Source organism: Actinomadura sp. NEAU-AAG7, from assembly GCF_018603865.1.
GTDB lineage: Bacteria > Actinomycetota > Actinomycetes > Streptosporangiales > Streptosporangiaceae > Spirillospora > Spirillospora litoris.
Window position 1 is genome coordinate 938802 of the sequence record NZ_JAHFZY010000002.1, and the last position, 17659, is coordinate 956460.

A 17659-nucleotide genomic window follows, 5' to 3' on the forward strand; every position below is an offset into this window, starting at 1 on the left:
CTCCGTAACTACCCCGTGACGTGCCGCTCTACCCGGGGTAGAAGCGGACCTCGGGCCGTCCGACCTGCCCGTAGTGGGGACGGCGGCGTGCCAGTCCGCTCTCCGCGAGGTATTCGAGGTAGCGCCGGGCGGTGACACGGGAGACGCCGGTGAGGCTCGCGGCGGCGGCCGCCGACAGCCCCTCCGGCGCGCCGGCGAGCGCCTCGGTGACCGACTGGAGCGTCTCGGCGCTCATCCCCTTCGGCAGCGAGCGGTGGCCGGGGGCGCGCAGCGTGGCGAGCATCCCGTCCACGTCGGCCTGCCCGCTGACCTCCCCGGCCCGCGCGGCCTGCTCCCGGAACCGCGCGTACCGGTCGAGCTTGTCGCGCAGCGAGGCGAACGTGAACGGCTTGAGCAGGTACTGGACGACGCCGACCGCGACGGCGGAGCGGATCACCGCGAGGTCCCGGGCGGAGGTCACGGCGATCACGTCCACGTCCCGGCCCGCCGCGCGCAGCGCCCGGCAGACCGTCAGCCCGTGGGTGTCGGGCAGGTAGAAGTCGAGCAGGACGACGTCGACCCCGGCCCGCTCGCAGAACCGCAGCGCGTCCGCGCCGGAGTGCACGACCCCGGCGACCGTGAACCCGGCGACCCGCTCGACGTAGTCGCGGTGCGCCTCGGCGGCGACCGGGTCGTCCTCGACGACCAGGACCCTGATCATCGCGCGTCCAGCGGCAGCCGGACGGTGAACACCGCGCCCGGCCCCCCGCCGACCGTGATCTCGCCGCCGCCGCGCCGGACGGCCTGCCCGACCAGCGCGAGCCCGAGGCCGTGCCCGGCCGGCCCGCCGGAGGACTTGGTCGTCCAGCCGCGCCGGAACATGTCCGGGACCGTGCGCGGGTCCACGCCGGGCCCGCTGTCGGCGACCACGAGCACGAGGTCGCCGTCCTGCGCGCGGGCGCTGACCGTGACGCGGGGCGGGCGCCGCGCCGCGCCCTCGATCGCGGCGTCCACCGCGTTGTCGATGAGGTTGCCGAGGATCGTGACCAGGTCGCGGGCCGGGACGCCGCCCTCGACCGCCGTGTCCTCGGAGACGACGAGGTCGACGCCCCGCTCGGCCGCCTCGGCGGACTTGCCGAGCAGCAGCGCGGCCAGCACCGGCTCGCTCACCGAGCCGACGACCCGGTCGGTGAGCCGCTGCGCGCTCTCCAGCTCGGCGGTGGCGAACGCGACGGCCTGGTCGGGGCGGCCGAGCTCCACCAGCGACACCACGGCGTGCAGCCGGTTGGCGGCCTCGTGCGCCTGCGAGCGCAGCGACTCGGCGAACCCGCGGACCGAGTCCAGCTCGCCGGTGAGCGCCTGCAGCTCGGTGTGGTCGCGCAACGTGACCACGTTGCCCATCGCGCGGTCCCGCGAGCGGACGGGCGCGGTGTTGACCACCAGCACGCGGGTGTCGCCGATGTGGATCTCGTCCGCCCTCGGGTCGGCGGAGGCGAGCGCGGCGGCCAGCTCGTCCGGCAGGCCGAGCTCGGCGGCGGGGCGCCCGCGCGGGTCGGCGGCGAGGCCGAGCAGCTCCCGGGCCGCGTCGTTGCACAGCACGACCCGTCCGGCGCGGTCGAGCAGCAGCAGCCCCTCGCGGACCGCGTGCAGGATCGCCTCGTGGTACTCGAACATCTCGCGCAGCTCGCCGGGCGCCACGCCCCGGGTCTGGCGGCGCAGCCGCGCGGCCACCAGCGAGCTGCCCGCCACGCCCGCCGCCAGCACCGCCGCGGCGACCGCGACCAGCGAGGCCAGCCGCCCGCGCAGCTCGGCGGAGATCGCCCGGACCGTGATGCCCGCCGCGACCAGCGCCACGACGCGGTGCCCGTCCCCGAAGACCGGCACGACCGTGCGGACGGACGGCCCGAGCGTGCCGGTGTAGGTCTCGGTGAAGGGCCGTCCGGCCAGCGCGGGCGCGGTGTTGCCGATGAAGCGCTGCCCGATCCGCGCCGGGTCGGGGTGGGTGTAGCGGATCCCGGCCGGGCTCATGATCGTGATGAAGTCCACCCCGGTGTCGTGCCGGACGCGCTCGGCGTAGGGCTGGAGCACGCGGCTCGGGTCGGGGGCGGCGAGGGCGGCGCGCACGTCCGGCGCGGCCGCGATGCTCGCCGCGACCGCCGTCACCGTCCCGGTGGCGCCGTCGTCGACGGCTCGGCGCGCGTCCAGGAAGGCGAGCGTCGCGCCCACCACCACCAGCAGCCCGACGAGCGCCGCCTGGAGGACGAGGAGCTGCCGCGCCATGCTCCACCGGCTCGGGGCGCGCCACCACGGCCGGGCGGGGCTCTCACTGGTTCGGGGGGTCACGGGTCCTCGTCGTCCTCGGGGTCGCGGGCCGGCGAGCCCGGCCGTGAACGCAATGTACACAAACGTGACCGGCGTCACAGATGCCGCCATAGTCGCTGATGTGCGGCGGCCCGCGCCGCGCCGCCGCCCGATCCGCGAGGGAGCCCGCCCGTGCCCGCACCGAGAGCAGCCGGTGCCGCGCACGATCGCGTCCACTACCTGTACCTGGCGGTCGTCGCGGCCGTGCTCCTCGGCATCGCGGTCGGGATCGCCGCTCCGGACGCCGCGGTCGAGCTCAAGCCGCTCGGCACCGGCTTCGTCAACCTGATCAAAATGATGATCTCACCGATCATCTTCTGCACGATCGTGCTCGGCGTCGGCTCGGTGGCGCGGGCCGCCAAGGTCGGCAGGGTCGGCCTCGTCACGATCGGCTACTTCCTCGTGATGTCGACGTTCGCGCTCGCCATCGGCCTGACGGTGGGCAACGTCCTGCATCCGGGGGACGGCGTGCACCTGGACCCGGCCTCGGTCGCGACGGCGCACGAGCAGGCAGCGGACGCAGAGGGGACGACCGACTTCCTGCTGGGGATCATCCCGTCCACGATGGTGTCGGCGCTGACCGAGGGCCAGGTCCTTCAGACGCTGCTGGTCGCGCTGCTCGCCGGGTTCGCGCTGCAGAGCCTCGGACCGGCGGGGGCGCCGGTGCTGCGCGGTGTCGAGCACGCGCAGCGGCTGGTGTTCCGGGTGCTCGCGATGATCATGTGGGCGGCGCCGGTCGGGGCGTTCGGCGCGATCGCGGCCGTGGTCGGCGCGAGCGGCTGGTCGGCGCTGCGCAGCCTCGCGGTGATCATGCTGGGCTTCTACGTGACCTGCGTGCTGTTCGTGTTCGGCGTGCTCGGCGCGGTGCTGTGGCTGGTCGCGCGGATCGGCATCTGGTCGCTGCTGCGCTACCTGGCCCGCGAGTTCCTGCTGATCCTGTCGACCTCGTCCTCGGAGTCGGCGCTGCCCCGGCTGATCGCCAAGATGGAGCATCTCGGGGTGAGCCGCCCGGTCGTCGGGATCACGGTCCCGACCGGGTACTCCTTCAACCTGGACGGCACCGCGATCTACCTGACGATGGCGACGCTGTTCATCGCCTCCGCGCAGGACCAGCCGCTGTCGGTCGGCGCGCAGATCCCGCTGCTGCTGTTCATGGTCGTCGCCTCCAAGGGCGCGGCGGGCGTCAGCGGCGCCGGCCTCGCGACGCTGGCGGGCGGCCTCCAGTCGCACAAGCCCGAACTGGTGGACGGCGTCGGCTTCATCGTCGGGATCGACCGGTTCATGTCCGAGGCCCGCGCCCTGACGAACTTCGCGGGCAACGCCGTCGCGACCGTGGTGATCGGCCACTGGACCGGCGAGTTCGACCCGGAGCGGGCGAGGCACGTCCTGTCCGGCGAAGACCCCTTCGACGAGGCCGCCCCGCAACACGAACCGACCACCGCCCCCGCCGAACGACCGGCCGCCCCGGCGCTCACCGAGCGCCCGCGACCGGCCACCTGACCACCTGACCAGCCGCCCGGCGCCAGCTCCCCCGCTCCCAAGCTCCCGGCGCCGGGCGGCACTACTTTTTGAACCCCGGCCCAAGGCGCTCGCCTGGCGGCTCGTTGACCGTGCTTTGGGCGAACGCGGCATCGCTTCGCGATCTTCCCGGTGGGGGCCCGCCTTCGGCGTCGCCCCCACCGGCCGGCTACGCGCTCGCGTGACGGCTGAGGTCGTTGTGCGCTACCGCCTAGGCGGCCTCTGCGGCCGGGGTGCGGCGGTGGCGTTTGGGGAAGGCCGGGCGCAGGCGGATCACCGCGTCCAGGTCGGGCATGCCCATCGTCCGGCGGTAGCGTTCGACGGGGCCCGCGCCCAGTTCGCCGAAGACCTCGCCCAGGACGGCGTCGCCCTCGCAGGTCACCGTGACCACCAGCCTGGGGTGGGTGAGGGTGCCGGTGAGGCGGACGCGCAGGTCGCGGACGCCGGGCAGCGCCTCGCCGTCCCGCGCCAGGTTCGCGGCGGCGGAGCGGGACAGCACGCGGGTGCCCGCGTCCATGTCGGGCCACCAGCGCCGGAGCAGGGCGCGGCCCTGGAGGACCAGCCACAGCTGGCCCGCGAGCGACACCAGTTCGGCGACGGCCGCCAGCACGCCCGGGAACCAGGAGGCGGAGCCGGCGAACCGGACCAGCGCCGGGTCGAGCGGCGGGCGCCCGGACAGGGCGCCCAGGCCGTCGAAGCCGCCGAGCCCGGCGGCCAGGGCGGCGGCGCCGCAGCCGAACAGCAGGGCGCCGGTCACCGCCAGAGCGACCCTCATATCAGTCCTTCCGCCAGGTCAGCCGTACATCGACGGGCGGCCGGAACATCGGCTCGATGCTGTCGAGCCGGTCGTCGACCGCGCAGTGGACCAGTTCCTCCAGGTTGGCGGGGTTGCGGTAGCCGGTCGCGGCGCGCACGATGACGCGCCTGCGGACCAGGCCCGCGCCCCGCACGCGGGCGCGCTCGATACCGGGCACGCCGAGCGCCGCGTCGGCGAGGGAGCGGCGGAGCGCCGAGCGGCGCAGGACGCCCGCGAGCCGCGGGTCGGAGCCGTCGAGCGGCACCCCGCGCATGCGGCCCGGTACGGCCGCCAGCACCAGCGCGAGCCCGAGGACGGCGACGCCCGCCGCGCCCGCGCGCACCCCCGGATGGCTCCAGGGCAGCCGCCCGAGCGCGTCGGCCGCCCGGTCCGCGCCCGGGACCGGGTGGACGCCGGAGCCGAGCGCCTGCGCCGCCAGCTCGATCGCGACCGCGCCGCCGGCGACGGTCAGCAGCAGCGCGGCGGCCAGCCCCGCGAGCGTCCGGCGCGGCCGGAACTCCCGTGCGGCGAGCCGCCGCGCCCGCTGCCTGCTCTGTGTCTCCTGGATCACGTCCCTGACCAGAGACTCGGCCATAGCCACCCCCGTGAAGCCTCGGCACGTCGGACATCGTTACCCATGGTGAGGCATTGTCACGAGGAGTGAAACACGCCATGCCGACATCTCACGCGACCATCGCGCATCCGCCCGGGGGTTTCGGGGTGAGTCGCTGTGATTCGTCCTGGAATCAGCGAGGGGCGTCAGCGGGCGGAGGGCGCGTAGCGATTCCTGCCGACCTTGATCGGGTCCGGACGGCACGCGCCCGGCTTGCCGCGCTTGTCCCAGTCCACCGGCTGCCCCTTGAAGCTCTTGCGGCGGCCGGGGCGCGGATACGGCTTGCCGTAGGTGTTGCCCGCGAAGTAGTTGCCCGTCCCGCATACGGGATCGCGCGGGAACCTGAAGTAGGAGAACAGCCCGTACCAGCCGGTGTCCTGGAACCGGTTGCCGAGCACCCGGTTGCGGCTGGCCCCGTCGCTGGCGCGGACAGGGTCGCCGCTGACCCTGGAGAAGGAGTTGCCCGACACGGTGTTCTCACTCGCGCCGTCGGAGAAGTAGACACCGTGGATGCGGCTGTAGGTCTTGGCCGTCCTGTTCTCCAGCTGCTGGAAGTGGTTGTCCTCGATCCGCATCTTCCAGGAGTTGTACATGTGGACGGCGCCGTATCCCTCGCGGCCGTGGGCGTACCTGGTGCCGAGCCTGCGGAACACCATGTCGCGGACGGACCCGCCGGTGATCCTCTCCCCGGCGTCCTTGTCGCCCCGGAACAGGATGCCCCCGGCGGTGTAGTTCTGCACCGTGATGCCGCTGAAGTGCGTTCGCGCGCCCCCGGCGCGCACGGTCACCCAGTACCCGTCGCGGCCACGGCCGTCGTAGACGACGCGTCCCGTGCCGGGCTCGGCGCGGATGGTGATGGACCCTCCCTCGGGCGAGTACCGCCACGCGACCGACTCGTTCTTGTACGTCCCGCCCCTGACGAGGACGACGCCGTCGACCGCGTTCCGCTCCTCCAGCACCTTCTCGGCCTCCTCCAGGGACGCGACCTCCCCGCCGGGGGCCACATGGACGACGACGGAGCCGCCCTCGGTGGCACTGGCGGGGGCGGTCCGTAGCGAACCGGGGCCCAGCGCCGCCGCGCCCGCTCCCCCGGCGCCCGCGACGACGGTGGCGGCGAGGCCGATCAGCATTCCGCGCCTGCGCATTCGACTGCTCCTCGCTGACGATCCTTGCGACTGGTCGGCAAGGACGCTACGGAGCGGGAGCGCGCCGTCCCAGGGCCCTAGGGCCCCAGCGGAGCCGTGCGGCGGCCCTAGCGGAAGACGACCGTGCGGTCGCCGTTGAGCAGCACGCGGTGCTCGGCGTGCCAGCGGACGGCGCGGGCCAGCGCCAGGCACTCGACGTCGCGGCCGACCGCCACCATCTCCTCGGGGCTGTGGGTGTGGTCGACGCGCGCGACCTCCTGCTCGATGATCGGCCCCTCGTCCAGGTCGGCGGTGACGTAGTGCGCGGTCGCCCCGATGACCTTGACGCCGCGGGCGTGCGCCTGGTGGTAGGGGCGGGCGCCCTTGAAGCTCGGCAGGAACGAGTGGTGGATGTTGATGATCATGCCGGGCAGCTTGGCGCAGAAGTCGTCCGAGAGGATCTGCATGTAGCGGGCGAGGACGACGAGGTCGGCGCCGTAGTGCTCGACCAGCGTCAGGATCTCGGCCTCCTGCGCCTGCCTGCCGCCGGGGCCGACCGGCAGGTGGTGGTAGTCGATCCCGTAGGACTGGGTCAGGGGCCGCAGGTCGGGGTGGTTGGAGGCGACGGCGACGACGTCGATGTCGAGCAGCCCGGACCGCTGGCGGTAGAGCAGGTCGTTCAGGCAGTGCCCGCCCTTCGACACCATGATCAGCACACGCGGCCGGGACGCCAGGTCGTGCAGCCGCCAGCGCAGGCCGAGGTCGGCGGCCAGGGACGCGAACGCGCCGCGCAGCCCGTCGGGGTCGGAGGCGTCCGGGGCGGCGAACTGCACCCGCATGAAGAACGTGGCGGACTCGCGCTCGCCGAACTGCTGGCTCTCCACGATGTTGCAGCCGCGCTCGGCGAGCAGCCCCGACACCGCGGCGACGATGCCCGGCCGGTCGGGGCACGACAGGGTCAGCACATACTCGTTCACGATCTCATCCCTCGCCGCCTCGGTCATCGCCCCCAACCCTATGTCGGCCGGACCGGTCCCTCGGGGAGGAGGGCGCGGGCGAGCGTGGTGAGCGCGGCGGTGATCTCGGCCGGGGTGCGGCCCTGGCCGCGCTGGTGGGAGTAGACCTCGGAGGCCAGCGGCGCGAGGAGCGCGTCGGCGAGCACGTCCGGGCCCGGGACCCCGCCCTCGGCCAGCAGCATCCGGACGTGCGCGCGCCAGAACCCGTACGCGCCGGTGGTCAGCCGCGCCCCGCCCGCCTCGGCGCCGAGGACGAGCGGGATGTGCGCGTCGAGCAGGTCGACCATGGCGGCGTAGAAGGCGGCGAGCCGGTCGCCCGGCGGGGCGCCGGGGCCGAGCGGCGGGGCGCCGCGCAGCAGCTCGCCCTGGAGGCGGCGCTCGTGCTCGTCCAGCAGCGCGAGGGCGATCGAGGTCGTGTCGGGGTAGCGGCGGTAGAGCGTGCCGCGCCCCACGCCCGCGGCCTTGGCGATGTCGTCCATCGTGACGGCGCGCGGGTCGCCGGCGGCGAACAGCGCGGCGGCGGCGTCGAGGACCTTGGTGCGGTTGCGGGCGGCGTCGGCGCGCTCGCGCGGGCGTCCCTCCGCCCCGGCGGGATGCCCGCTGAGCAGGTCGGTGCGGCGTTCCATCCCGCCGACTGTAATCGACACGGCGATAAGTGGACAAGCTGTCCGGATGCGGGGTACAGTCGGCGCCGAAGCAAGCGGACAATTTGTCCACTTAATGAGGGAGACCCTGATGACCACGTTGCTCCACCTGGACTCCAGCGCCCGCCGCGCCTCGGTCAGCCGCGAGGTCGGGGACGCGTTCGCGGACGCGTGGAGGCGGGCGAACCCGTCCGGCCGCCACGTCCACCGCGACCTGGCGGCCGAGCCCGTGCCGTTCATCGGCGAGGCGTGGACGGAGCTGTGCGACTACGTGCTGGCCAACCAGATCACCGACATCGGCCGGTACAAGGAGGCGGTGCGCACGCCCGCGCAGGCGGAGGCGTGGGCGGTCCTCGAACCGCTGCTGGACGAGCTGGTCGCCGCCGACGTCGTGCTGATCGCCACGCCGATGTACAACTTCTCCGTCCCCGCGTCGCTCAAGGCGTGGATCGACCAGGTGACCTTCCCCAAGATGTCGCTGGCCGGACGGCGGTTCGTGATCGCCTCGGCGCGCGGCGGCTCGTACGTGCCGGGCGCGCCGCGCGAGCCCTACGACCACCAGGAGCGCTTCCTGCGCGACTTCATCGCGGGGCACTTCGGGGTCGAGGACGTCGCGGCCGTGGCCGCCGAGCTGGTCAACAGCCGCCTCGACCCGGCGCTGGCGGGGCGGCGGGCCGCCCATGAGAAGTCGTACGCGGACGCGCTGGCGGCGGCGCGCGAACTGGGAGGGCGGTACTGATGGCCTGGCTCGTGCTCGGGCTGGCGGGGCTCGTCGAGATCGCGTTCTCGCAGAGCATCCGTCCGACGGAGAACTTCACCCGCCCGCTGCCGACGCTCGCCTGCTTCGCGCTCGGCGCGCTGTCGATCTACCTGCTCTCCTACGCGATGCGGACGCTGCCGGTCGGCACCTCCTACGCGGTGTTCACCGGGATCGGCGCGGTCGGCGCGATCGCGGTGGGCATCCTCGTCCAGAAGGACCCGGTCACGGTCGGACGGGCGGCGGCGCTCAGCCTGATCATCGGCGGGCTCGTGCTGGCCCGCGTCACCAATCCGGAGTGAGGCCATGGCCAAGACATGAGATCTTTTCATATTCGGCGTACTCTTGCGGGGTGACCGCCATGAACCTCCGCGACCGCTACGACGCCGCGACCGGCGGGCTTGAGGCTCCGTTCGCCGTCGTGGACCTCGCCGCCCTGCGCGCGAACGCCGCCGCCCTCGTCCGCCGCGCGGCGGGCAAGCCGATCCGGGTGGCGAGCAAGTCGGTGCGCGTCCGGGCCGTGCTGGAGGAGGTCCTCGCGATGGACGGCTTCGCCGGGATCATGGCGTTCACCCTCCCCGAGGCGCTGTGGCTCGCGCGGGAGGGGCTCAGCGACGACATCCTCGTCGCCTACCCCACCGCCGACCGCGCCGCGATCGCCGAGCTGGCCGCCGACCCCCGCGCGGCCCGCGCGATCACGCTGATGGTCGACTCGGCCGAGCACCTCGACATGATCGAGCGCGCCGGCGGGGGCCGCCCGGTCCGCGTCTGCATCGACATCGACGCCTCCTACCGGACGCTCGGCGGGCGGGTCAGGTTCGGCGCGCTGCGCTCCCCGCTGCACACGGCCGCGCAGGTCGGCGCGTTCGCGGAGGAGATCCTCAAGCGCCCGTCGCTGGCCCTCGTGGGGCTGACGGCCTACGAGTCGCAGATCGCCGGGGTCGGCGACGCGCCGCCCGGACGCCCCGCCCGCGCCCGCGCCATCCGCGCCATGCAGCGGCGGTCGCGGCTGGAGCTGGCCCGGCGGCGCGCCGCGATCGTCCGCGCCGTCCGCGACCTGGCCGACCTGGAGTTCGTCAACGGCGGCGGCACCGGCAGCGTCGAGTCGACCGCCGCCGAGCGGGCCGTCACCGAGATCGCCGCCGGGTCCGGGCTCTACCACCCGCACCTGTTCGACCAGTACTCCGGGTTCACCGGACGGCCCGCCGCCCTGTTCGCGCTGCCCGTCGTCCGCCGCCCCGGGCCGGACGTCGTGACCTGCCTCGGCGGCGGCTACCTCGCCTCGGGGCCCGGCGACCGCGTCCGGCTGCCCCAGCCCTACCTGCCGACGGGGCTGTCCTACCACCGCGACGAGGGCGCGGGCGAGGTGCAGACGCCGCTGCTCGGACGCGCCGCCGCCACGCTGCGGATCGGCGACCGCGTCTGGTTCCGGCACACCAAGGCCGGTGAGCTGTGCGAGCGGTTCGCCGACGTGCACCTCATCGAGGGCGACCGGTTCGTCCGGACCGTCCCGACCTACCGTGGCGAGGGCCGCACCTTCCTCTGACGGGCCTGCCAGGGGACTGTGACGGTCTAGGTTGGGCGGTATGAGCGACGCTCCCCTGATCAGTGTCCGCGGCGAGGCCGTCCTGGAGGTCGACCCGGAGATCGCGCGGCTGTCGGTGTACGTCCAGTCGCAGGAGAACGACCGGCGGACCGCGCTCGACCGCCTCGTCGAGCGCAACCAGCGCTGCCTCGACCTCGTCCGGTCCTACGGCGAGGCGGTCGAGAAGGTGGAGACCGGCGGGCTGTCGATCACCCCGCTGCTGAGGTACCGGCGGCGCGAGGGCGACATCCGCGCCTACCAGGGCACCGCCTGGATCAAGATCACCGTCGCGGACTTCGCGGTGCTCGGCGAGCTGGTGACCCGGCTCGGCGACCTGGAGCGCACCGCGGTCAACGGCCCCGACTGGGCGCTGCGCCGCGACAGCGAGGTGCACGGGCGCGCCGCCCGGCAGGCCGTGCACGAGGCCGTCGCCCGCGCCCGCAGCTACGCCGAGGCGCTCGGCGCCCGCCTCACCGGCCTGGTCGAACTCGCCGACGAGGGACTGACCAGCGGCGACTCGGCCGCGCCGCAGGTCGCGCTCGCCTCGGCGTACGGGCTCGCGCCCGGCGGCGCGCCGGGCGAGCCGGAGTCGATCGACCTGGAACCGGCCACGCAGACCGTCCGCGCCGCCGTCGAGGCCCGCTTCACCGCGACCGCCCCCGCCCTGGACTGACCGGAGGCGGCCAGGGCGCCGGCCGCGGGCCCGGCGCCCCGTCCTCCTGGATCAGCGGCGTTTGCGCTTGCGGCGCCACAGCACGAGGACGGTCACGGTGACCGCCACTCCGGCGCCCGCGAGCAGCAGCCGCCGGTCGGGGCCGCCCGGCTCCTCGCCGTCGCCCTCGCCGTCCGGCCGCACGATCGCGCCGACGGCCTGCGCGACGTGCGCGGCCTCCTCCTTCAACCGGTCGGCGCCCCGCCGCGCGACGTTCTTCGGGTTCACCCGGTCGGCGAGCTCGTCTATCGTGCGGGCGAGCTCCAGACGGGTGCGCTCGATCTGCCGCTCCAGCGCCTCCGGGTCGCGGGCCCTGTCAGCCATGCCGTGTCCTTATCGTGTCGGGCCATGCGTGATCCGAACAGTTGTGCACGAACAGCCATGCACGAACGGTGTCGTGCATGATCCGAACAGTGTCGCAGGTCTTCCCCCCGGACGCCCGCCCGCACCCCGGGCGGTACCGTTGGATCCACCAACCGAGTGGATCCTCACCGAGCGAAAGGCGGGACAGGGTGTCCCAGCGGCTAGAGCCGGGCGACGTCGCCCCCGATTTCGAGCTTCCCGACGCCGACGACACCCCGGTGTCGCTGGCCTCCCTGCGCGGGAAGCGGGTGGTCCTCTACTTCTACCCGGCGGCCATGACGCCCGGCTGCACCAAGGAGTCGGTCGACTTCCAGGGCAGCCTCGCCGACCTGGAGTCCGCCGGCGTCACCGTCGTCGGCGTCTCCCCCGACGCCCCGGCCAAGCTCGCCAAGTTCCGCGAGAAGGAGGGCCTGACCTTCGCCCTCCTGTCCGACCCCGACGCCGAGGTGCTGCGCGCCTACGGCGCCTACGGCGAGAAGAAGCTCTACGGGAAGGCCGTCGTCGGCGTGATCCGCTCGACCTTCATCCTGGACGCCGAGGGCAAGGTCGAGAAGGCGTACTACAACGTGAAGGCCACCGGCCACGTCGAGCGCCTCCGCCGCGACCTCGGCGTCTGAGGCGGCGGCCCCGGAGGCGCGGCGCCCGGGGCGGCACCTGAGAGGGTGCGGGCGGGGGGATTCGAACCCCCACGGTGTCTCCACCAACAGGACCTAAACCTGCCGCGTATACCTGCTTCGCCACGCCCGCGGGCGCTCCGCGAGGGAGCGCGTTCAGCTTAGCGTTCCGCGCCGCCGGTCAGGCAAGGAGATTGGTGCGCGCCCGGGACGGGTCTGTGTCCGTCCCGGGCACCTCGCCGTCCCGGGACGCGGGACGGCGCAGCAGCACCGCGACGACCGCCGCCGTGACCGTGAGCGCGACCGCCGCCGACAGGAACGCGACGTGCATCCCGTCCGCGAACGCCGCCCGCGCCTGCGCCGCGACGTCCGGGCCGAGGCGGGCGGCCGTCGCGAGGGACGTCCTGGCCTGCTCGGCGGCGGGCGCGGGAAGGCCCTCGGGGTCCAGGTTCGCCCGATAGGCGGACTGGACGAGGCTGCCGAGCACCGCGATGCCGAGCGCCCCGCCCAGCTCGCGCGCCAGGTCGTTCATCGCCGAGCCCACGCCCTGCTTCTCCGGCGGCAGCGCGTCGGTGACCGCCGCCGTGGCCGGGGGCATCGCGAGGCCCATCCCGGCGCCGAGCGGGATCAGCCCGGCGAGCAGCGTCCAGTAGCCGCTCCCCTCGTCCAGCCGTGACAGCACGAGCATGCCCGCGGCGACCAGCGCCAGCCCCGCGACGACCACCGGCCGCGCCCCCGCCCGCGCCGCCAGCCGGGGCGCGGCGCCGCGCGCGAACGGCATCATCGTGACCGCCATCGGCAGCAGCCCCACCGCCGCGAGCAGCGCGCTGTCGCCCCGCACCAGCTGCATGTACTGGAGGACGACGAACACGAACCCGAAGAACGCGAAGAACTGGACGGTGAGCGAGAGGGCGCCCGCCGAGAAGGCGCGGACGCGGAACAGCCTCGGGTCGAGCAGCGGGTTCGGCCGGCGCAGCTCCCAGGCCACGAAACCGGCGAGCACGAGGACCGCGACCGCGAGGCCGAGCAGCGTCCGGGCGCTCGTCCAGCCCTCGGCGGGCGCCTCGATGACCGAGTAGACGCCCGCGCCGAGGCCGGCGACGGTGATCAGCGCGCCGGTGACGTCCAGCCTCGGCGCCGCCGCGTCGGCCGACTCGGGGACGACCGCGAGCGTCGCCGCCAGCGCGACCACCGACAGCGCGATGTTCAGCGCGAACACCGAGCGCCACGACCACGCCTCCAGCAGGCCGCCCGAGACGAGCAGCCCGAAGATCGCGCTCGCGCCCGCGACGCCCGCCCAGGCGCCGACCGCGCGGGTCCGCCACTCGGCCGGGAACGTGGCGGTGATCGTGGACAGCGTCGCGGGCATCACCAGCGCGGCGCCCACGCCGAGGACGCCGCGCATCGCGATCAGCCAGCCGGGGTCGCTCGCGAGCATCGCGGCGGCCGATCCGGCGCCGAACACCGCGAGCCCGGCGGCGAGCGCGCGGCGGCGGCCGTAGCGGTCGCCGACGGCGCCGCCGAGGAGCAGCAGCGCGGCGAACACGAGCGCGTAGGCGTCGATGATCCAGGCGAGCTGCGTCTGGGTGGCGCCGGTGTCGCGGGCGATGGAGGGCACCGCCGTGTTGAGGGACGCCACGGCCGAGACGACGGTGGCGAGGGCGAGCATCACGGCGGGCAGCACGCCCCGCCGCGTCCCGCCCGGTGCCGGTGGGGTGATGGCCATCGGAAGCCTCCTTGAGCTGGGCCTGGACTGGGCCTGCCGCCCTGCGCGGCACCTCGAATCTCGTCCTCGGGAGGGCTATATTTCAACCGTGATGAATAAATCGCGGGGGCGGCGGGCGGGCGGCTCGCACACCCGGGAGGAGATCCTCGCGGTGGCGCGCCGCCGGTTCCTGGCCGAGGGGTACGGGCCCGTCACGATGCGCTCGATCGCCGCCGAGGCCGGCGTGGACGCGGCGCTGATCAGCTACTTCTTCGGCTCGAAGAAGGGCCTGTTCGGCGCCGTCCTCGGGCTCCTGGCCAACCCGCCCGACGTGCTGGCCGCCGCGCTGCCCGGCGACCCCGCCACGCTGCCCGAACGCGTCCTGCGGGCACTGCTCGGCGCCTGGGACGACCCCGCCAGCGGACGCCCGCTGCGCCTGATGGTGACGGCCGCGACGCAGGATCCCGAGCTGATCCGGCTGCTGCGCGACGTCATCGGCCACGAGATGATCGACCGCATCGCCGAGCACATCGGCGGCGTCGACGCCCGGGGCCGCGCCGCCGCGTTCGGCACCCAGCTCGCCGGGGTGATCTTCGTCCGCTACGTGCTGGCCGTGGAGCCGGTCGCCTCCATGCCGGCGGATGAATTAATCGCGCGGTTCGCTCCGGGCCTGCGGGCGGCGCTGGCACGGCGAACCCGTCCGGAGGGACATTTCGGTCCTGTCCCGAATCGCGGTATGTGAAATTCCCGGCCTGCGCGGCGGGGCCGCGCGGCCTACGCTGGGTGCGTCCGCCCGCGCCGGGTGGACGGCATCGCCATGATCATCGTGATCAGAACCGGGTGGGCCACCGTGAGCGCTTCCTTCACCCACCGCGTACTGCCCTATGACGGGGTCGACGAGTTCCTCGGCGGCGCGCTGCCCTTCCTGCGCGACGGCGTGGACGCGGGCGACCGGGTCGTCGCGGTCACCGGCGTCGGACGCGAGGAGCTGCTGCGCGACGCCCTCGGCCCGGCCGCCGCCGGGGTCGAGTTCGCCGACGCCGCGACCTGGTACGCCCACCCGACCCGCACGCTCGCCGACTGCCTCGGCGACGCCGACAACACCGCCTGGCAGGGGCGGCGGCTGCGCGTGCTCGGCGACCCGGTGTGGGCGTCGCGCCCGCCGCTGGAGGTCATCGAGTGGCAGCGGGTCGAGGCGATCGTGAACGTGGCGTTCCAGGGCACCGGCGCGTCGCTGCTGTGCCCGTACGCGGCCTCGCTCCCGGCGGGCGTCGTCGCCGCCGCGCGCCGCACCCACCCCGAGTCGCTGCGCGGCGACCGGGCCGTGGCGAACCCCGGCTACATGGACCCCTGGGCCTACAGCGCGCTCTGCGACGGCGAGCCGCTGCCTCCCCCGCCCGGCGACGCCGACGCGCTGAAGATCGACCGTCCCGACCTGTACTGGCTGCGCGCCTACGTGAGCGACTACGCGCGGCAGACGCGGCTGCCCGAGGAGGGCGTCCAGCGGCTGCTGGTCGCGGTCACCGAGGTCGTCACCAACGCGCTGCGGCACGGCGAGCCGCCGATCGTCCTGCGGCTGTGGACCGACGCGTCCGGCGGGCCCGCGCTCGTGTGCGAGGTCACCGACGAGGGGCGGTGGCCCTCCGGCGCGGCCTACGGGCTCGTCCCACCACGGCCCGCCGTGGACGGGACGGGCGGCGAGACCGGCGCGGAGGGCGGCGGACGGTTCGGGCTGTGGGCGGTCCGCCTGCTGTGCTCGATCGTCCAGATCCGCGCCGGCGACGGCGGCACGACCGTCCGGCTGAGGCTCGCGCTACCGGCCGTGCCGGCGGAGAGCGTCAACGGAGTGTGATCGAACATATGCGTTGGGCTTCCAAAACCGCGGGACCGGCGTACCCTGGACGAATCCGTGACAACCTCGATGGGCAGGCCATGGAGACACCCTGGTTCGCCAAGCGACCCGTCAGCGCCGTACGACCGGGCGATCACGCCTGGCTGGCCTACTCCGGCGCCGCCGAGCGCGACGCCGTCATCGGCCCCTTCGTCCGCGAGGGTTTGCAGACGAACGAGAAGGTCGTCTACGTCACCGACCTGCCGCCCGAGTCGCTGCCGGGGCTCACTCCCGCTCCCCGCCCCGGCGTCCGCGCGGGCGACCCGGCCGACGCCGACCCCCAGGCCGACCTCCGCGCCGGCCTCGCCGCCTACACCAGGACGGGCCAGCTGCGCGTCATCGCCCGCCGCGACGCCTGCCTCGACCGCGACGGCGGCTTCGAGCCCGCGAAGATGCTCGACACCCTGTCCCGCGAGGTCGAGGCGGCGTTCGGGCAGGGCTTCCGCGCCGTCCGGCTGACGACCGACCACAGCTGGGTGCTGAACGGTCCGGAGGCCGCCGGCCTGCGGCGCATGCTCGGCTGCGAGCACCGCGTCGGCGACGCCGTGTCGCCCAGCACGATGGCGATGGCCATCTGCCAGGTCGACCGGCGCGCCTGCCCGCGCGACCAGCTGGTCGCCCTACGGGATACCCACGAGGTCCTGGTGGAAGTGAACCCCGAATTCGACGACGGGATCCTGAAGATCGTGCGCACCTTCGAGCCCAACGGGCTGCGCGTCGAGGGCGAACTCGACGCCGCCAGACACGCCGTGTTCGCCGAGAAGCTCGCCCAGGTGAGCACCGCCCGGCGGCGGGTCCACCTCGACTTCTCCCGGCTCGGCTTCATCGACCTCGGCGGGCTGGGCCTGCTGGCGCAGCACGCCACCCGGCTGCACGCCGACGAGGCGCTCGTCCTCGACCACCTCCCGCCCGACGTCGAGAACGTCATCGAGATGGTCGGCTGGCACCGGCTGCCCGGCCTGACCCGCGGCGGCGACGGGCTCCCGGAGACGGAGGACGTCCTCTGATGACACTGGAGCACCGGGCGTTCCTCTACGACGACCACGCGGACTTCCTGTCGGTCACCGTCCCCTACCTGCGGTCGGGGCTGGAGCGGGGGCAGGCCGTGGTCGCGGTGGTGCGCGAGCCCAACCTGTCCGCGCTGCGCGAGGTCTTCGAGCCGAAGGGCGCCGCCATCGCCTACTTCGACTCGGCGGATTTCTACCGGCATCCCGTCCGCACCCTGCGCGACTACCAGACGATCGTGGCGCAGAGCGCGCCGCGCAGCGTCTGCGCGCTGGCCGAGCCCGTCTGGGACGGCTGGGACGACCGGCAGACGCTGGAGTGGATCCGCTACGAGTCGCTGATCAACGTGGTGTTCGCGGGCTCGGGCGCGCGGGCGCTGTGCCCCTATGACACCGGGTCGCTGCCCCCGCGCGTGCTCGACGAGGCCCGGCGGACGCATCCGCTGCTGCTGTGCGACGGCCGCACCGGCGGCAACGACTCCTATGTCGACCCGGCGACGTTCGGCGCGAAATGCGACCGGGGCCGCCGCCCGGCGCGGCCGTGCGACGCCGAGTACCTGGCGATCGACGGCCACGACCTGCACGCGCTGCGCTCGTTCGTCGCCGAGCGGGCGCTGACGCACGGCCTGGCCCGCCAGCCCGCGCAGAACCTCGTCACCGCCGCCAACGAGGTCGCGGCGAACGCGCTCCAGCACGGCATCCCGCCGATGGGGCTGTGGGTGTGGCGCGAGTGCGCCGACCTCGTCTGCGAGATCGGCGACAACGGCTTCTGGCGGCCGAGCCCGCTCACCGGCTTCATCCCGCCCGGGTCGGCGCTGCAACGCGGTTTCGGGCTGTGGACGGTCCGGCTCCTGGTCGATCTGATGGAGCTGCGCGCCGGGTGGGACGGCACGTTCGTGCGGCTGCGCGTCCGCCGGTGACCGGTTTCGTTCTGGGTCTCAGATAGCGGCAAACCCCGGTGGGCGAGCGCCCCCTGC

19 protein-coding genes and 1 tRNA gene are annotated in these 17659 nt (G+C 74.3%); 10 read left to right on the forward strand and 10 right to left on the reverse strand.

What is annotated here, in order from left to right; genetic code table 11:
* Positions 1-28: 28 nt before the first annotated feature.
* Positions 29-700 (reverse strand): response regulator, encoded by a 672-nt coding sequence (locus tag KLI87_RS13635; protein ID WP_156216046.1) that lies wholly within the window; start codon positions 698-700, stop codon positions 29-31.
* Complete coding sequence (locus KLI87_RS13640) at positions 697-2322, reverse strand: sensor histidine kinase (protein ID WP_308165995.1); 1626 nt, start codon at positions 2320-2322, stop codon at positions 697-699. The genes KLI87_RS13635 and KLI87_RS13640 overlap by 4 nt, the downstream gene beginning before the upstream one ends.
* A gap of 150 nt (positions 2323-2472) precedes the next feature.
* On the opposite strand from KLI87_RS13640, the gene KLI87_RS13645 reads away from it, so the two are divergent.
* Positions 2473-3840 (forward strand): cation:dicarboxylate symporter family transporter, encoded by a 1368-nt coding sequence (locus tag KLI87_RS13645; RefSeq protein ID WP_214617200.1) that lies wholly within the window; start codon positions 2473-2475, stop codon positions 3838-3840.
* A 229-nt stretch (positions 3841-4069) separates the two neighbouring features.
* On the opposite strand, the gene KLI87_RS13650 is transcribed toward KLI87_RS13645, so the two are convergent.
* The 5 genes from KLI87_RS13650 to KLI87_RS13670 all read right to left on the reverse strand — a co-directional run bounded on the left by KLI87_RS13650 (position 4070) and on the right by KLI87_RS13670 (position 8033).
* On the reverse strand, positions 4070-4633 hold the full coding sequence (locus KLI87_RS13650; protein ID WP_156216045.1) for a hypothetical protein: 564 nt from the start codon (positions 4631-4633) through the stop codon (positions 4070-4072).
* A gap of 1 nt (position 4634) precedes the next feature.
* Entirely contained in the window at positions 4635-5249 is a 615-nt protein-coding gene (locus tag KLI87_RS13655) for a DUF6286 domain-containing protein (protein WP_214617201.1), read from the reverse strand.
* 164 nt (positions 5250-5413) lie between these two features.
* Positions 5414-6412, reverse strand: coding sequence for a right-handed parallel beta-helix repeat-containing protein (locus KLI87_RS13660; RefSeq protein WP_156216043.1), 999 nt, complete (start codon positions 6410-6412; stop codon positions 5414-5416).
* 107 nt (positions 6413-6519) lie between these two features.
* On the reverse strand, positions 6520-7395 hold the full coding sequence (gene purU, locus KLI87_RS13665; RefSeq protein ID WP_156216042.1) for a formyltetrahydrofolate deformylase: 876 nt from the start codon (positions 7393-7395) through the stop codon (positions 6520-6522).
* Positions 7396-7406: 11 nt separating this feature from the next.
* Positions 7407-8033, reverse strand: a complete 627-nt coding sequence (locus KLI87_RS13670) for a TetR/AcrR family transcriptional regulator (RefSeq protein ID WP_156216041.1) — start codon at positions 8031-8033, stop codon at positions 7407-7409.
* Positions 8034-8142: 109 nt separating this feature from the next.
* Here KLI87_RS13670 and KLI87_RS13675 point away from each other — a divergent pair, with 109 nt between their 5' ends.
* Genes KLI87_RS13675 through KLI87_RS13690 form a run of 4 tightly spaced genes read left to right on the forward strand, consistent with a single transcriptional unit; the run spans position 8143 to position 11066 of the window.
* Positions 8143-8790, forward strand: coding sequence for an FMN-dependent NADH-azoreductase (locus tag KLI87_RS13675; protein ID WP_156216040.1), 648 nt, complete (start codon positions 8143-8145; stop codon positions 8788-8790).
* The gene (locus tag KLI87_RS13680; RefSeq protein ID WP_214617202.1) at positions 8790-9110 is read left to right on the forward strand and encodes a multidrug efflux SMR transporter; all 321 of its coding nucleotides are present in this window, start codon (positions 8790-8792) and stop codon (positions 9108-9110) included. Before KLI87_RS13675 ends, KLI87_RS13680 begins: the two co-directional genes overlap by 1 nt.
* Positions 9111-9169: 59 nt before the next feature.
* Positions 9170-10354: an alanine racemase gene (locus KLI87_RS13685; protein WP_214617472.1), complete on the forward strand. Its 1185-nt coding sequence runs from the start codon at positions 9170-9172 to the stop codon at positions 10352-10354.
* A gap of 40 nt (positions 10355-10394) precedes the next feature.
* On the forward strand, positions 10395-11066 hold the full coding sequence (locus tag KLI87_RS13690) for an SIMPL domain-containing protein (RefSeq protein ID WP_214617203.1): 672 nt from the start codon (positions 10395-10397) through the stop codon (positions 11064-11066).
* Between the two features lie 51 nt (positions 11067-11117).
* Here the strand turns inward: KLI87_RS13690 and KLI87_RS13695 are convergent, their stop codons facing one another.
* Entirely contained in the window at positions 11118-11429 is a 312-nt protein-coding gene (locus KLI87_RS13695; RefSeq protein ID WP_156216037.1) for a DUF3618 domain-containing protein, read from the reverse strand.
* A gap of 188 nt (positions 11430-11617) precedes the next feature.
* Between KLI87_RS13695 and bcp the strand changes: the two genes are divergently transcribed.
* The gene (gene bcp / locus KLI87_RS13700; RefSeq protein ID WP_308165996.1) at positions 11618-12085 is read left to right on the forward strand and encodes a thioredoxin-dependent thiol peroxidase; all 468 of its coding nucleotides are present in this window, start codon (positions 11618-11620) and stop codon (positions 12083-12085) included.
* A gap of 46 nt (positions 12086-12131) precedes the next feature.
* On the opposite strand, the gene KLI87_RS13705 is transcribed toward bcp, so the two are convergent.
* Both KLI87_RS13705 and KLI87_RS13710 read right to left on the reverse strand, forming a co-directional pair.
* Positions 12132-12215, reverse strand: a tRNA-Leu gene (locus KLI87_RS13705).
* A gap of 48 nt (positions 12216-12263) precedes the next feature.
* Positions 12264-13808 (reverse strand): MFS transporter, encoded by a 1545-nt coding sequence (locus tag KLI87_RS13710; RefSeq protein ID WP_214617204.1) that lies wholly within the window; start codon positions 13806-13808, stop codon positions 12264-12266.
* 91 nt (positions 13809-13899) lie between these two features.
* Here KLI87_RS13710 and KLI87_RS13715 point away from each other — a divergent pair, with 91 nt between their 5' ends.
* The 4 genes from KLI87_RS13715 (at position 13900) to KLI87_RS13730 (ending at position 17602) form a co-directional block, all read left to right on the forward strand.
* Positions 13900-14529 carry a TetR family transcriptional regulator gene (locus tag KLI87_RS13715; RefSeq protein WP_214617474.1) on the forward strand — a complete coding sequence of 210 codons (630 nt, stop codon included), beginning with the start codon at positions 13900-13902 and terminating at the stop codon, positions 14527-14529.
* Between the two features lie 108 nt (positions 14530-14637).
* Positions 14638-15639: a sensor histidine kinase gene (locus tag KLI87_RS13720; protein WP_308165997.1), complete on the forward strand. Its 1002-nt coding sequence runs from the start codon at positions 14638-14640 to the stop codon at positions 15637-15639.
* An 80-nt stretch (positions 15640-15719) separates the two neighbouring features.
* Complete coding sequence (locus KLI87_RS13725; protein WP_214617206.1) at positions 15720-16685, forward strand: MEDS domain-containing protein; 966 nt, start codon at positions 15720-15722, stop codon at positions 16683-16685.
* The gene (locus KLI87_RS13730) at positions 16685-17602 is read left to right on the forward strand and encodes an anti-sigma factor RsbA family regulatory protein (protein ID WP_156216032.1); all 918 of its coding nucleotides are present in this window, start codon (positions 16685-16687) and stop codon (positions 17600-17602) included. Before KLI87_RS13725 ends, KLI87_RS13730 begins: the two co-directional genes overlap by 1 nt.
* Positions 17603-17659: the final 57 nt, after the last annotated feature.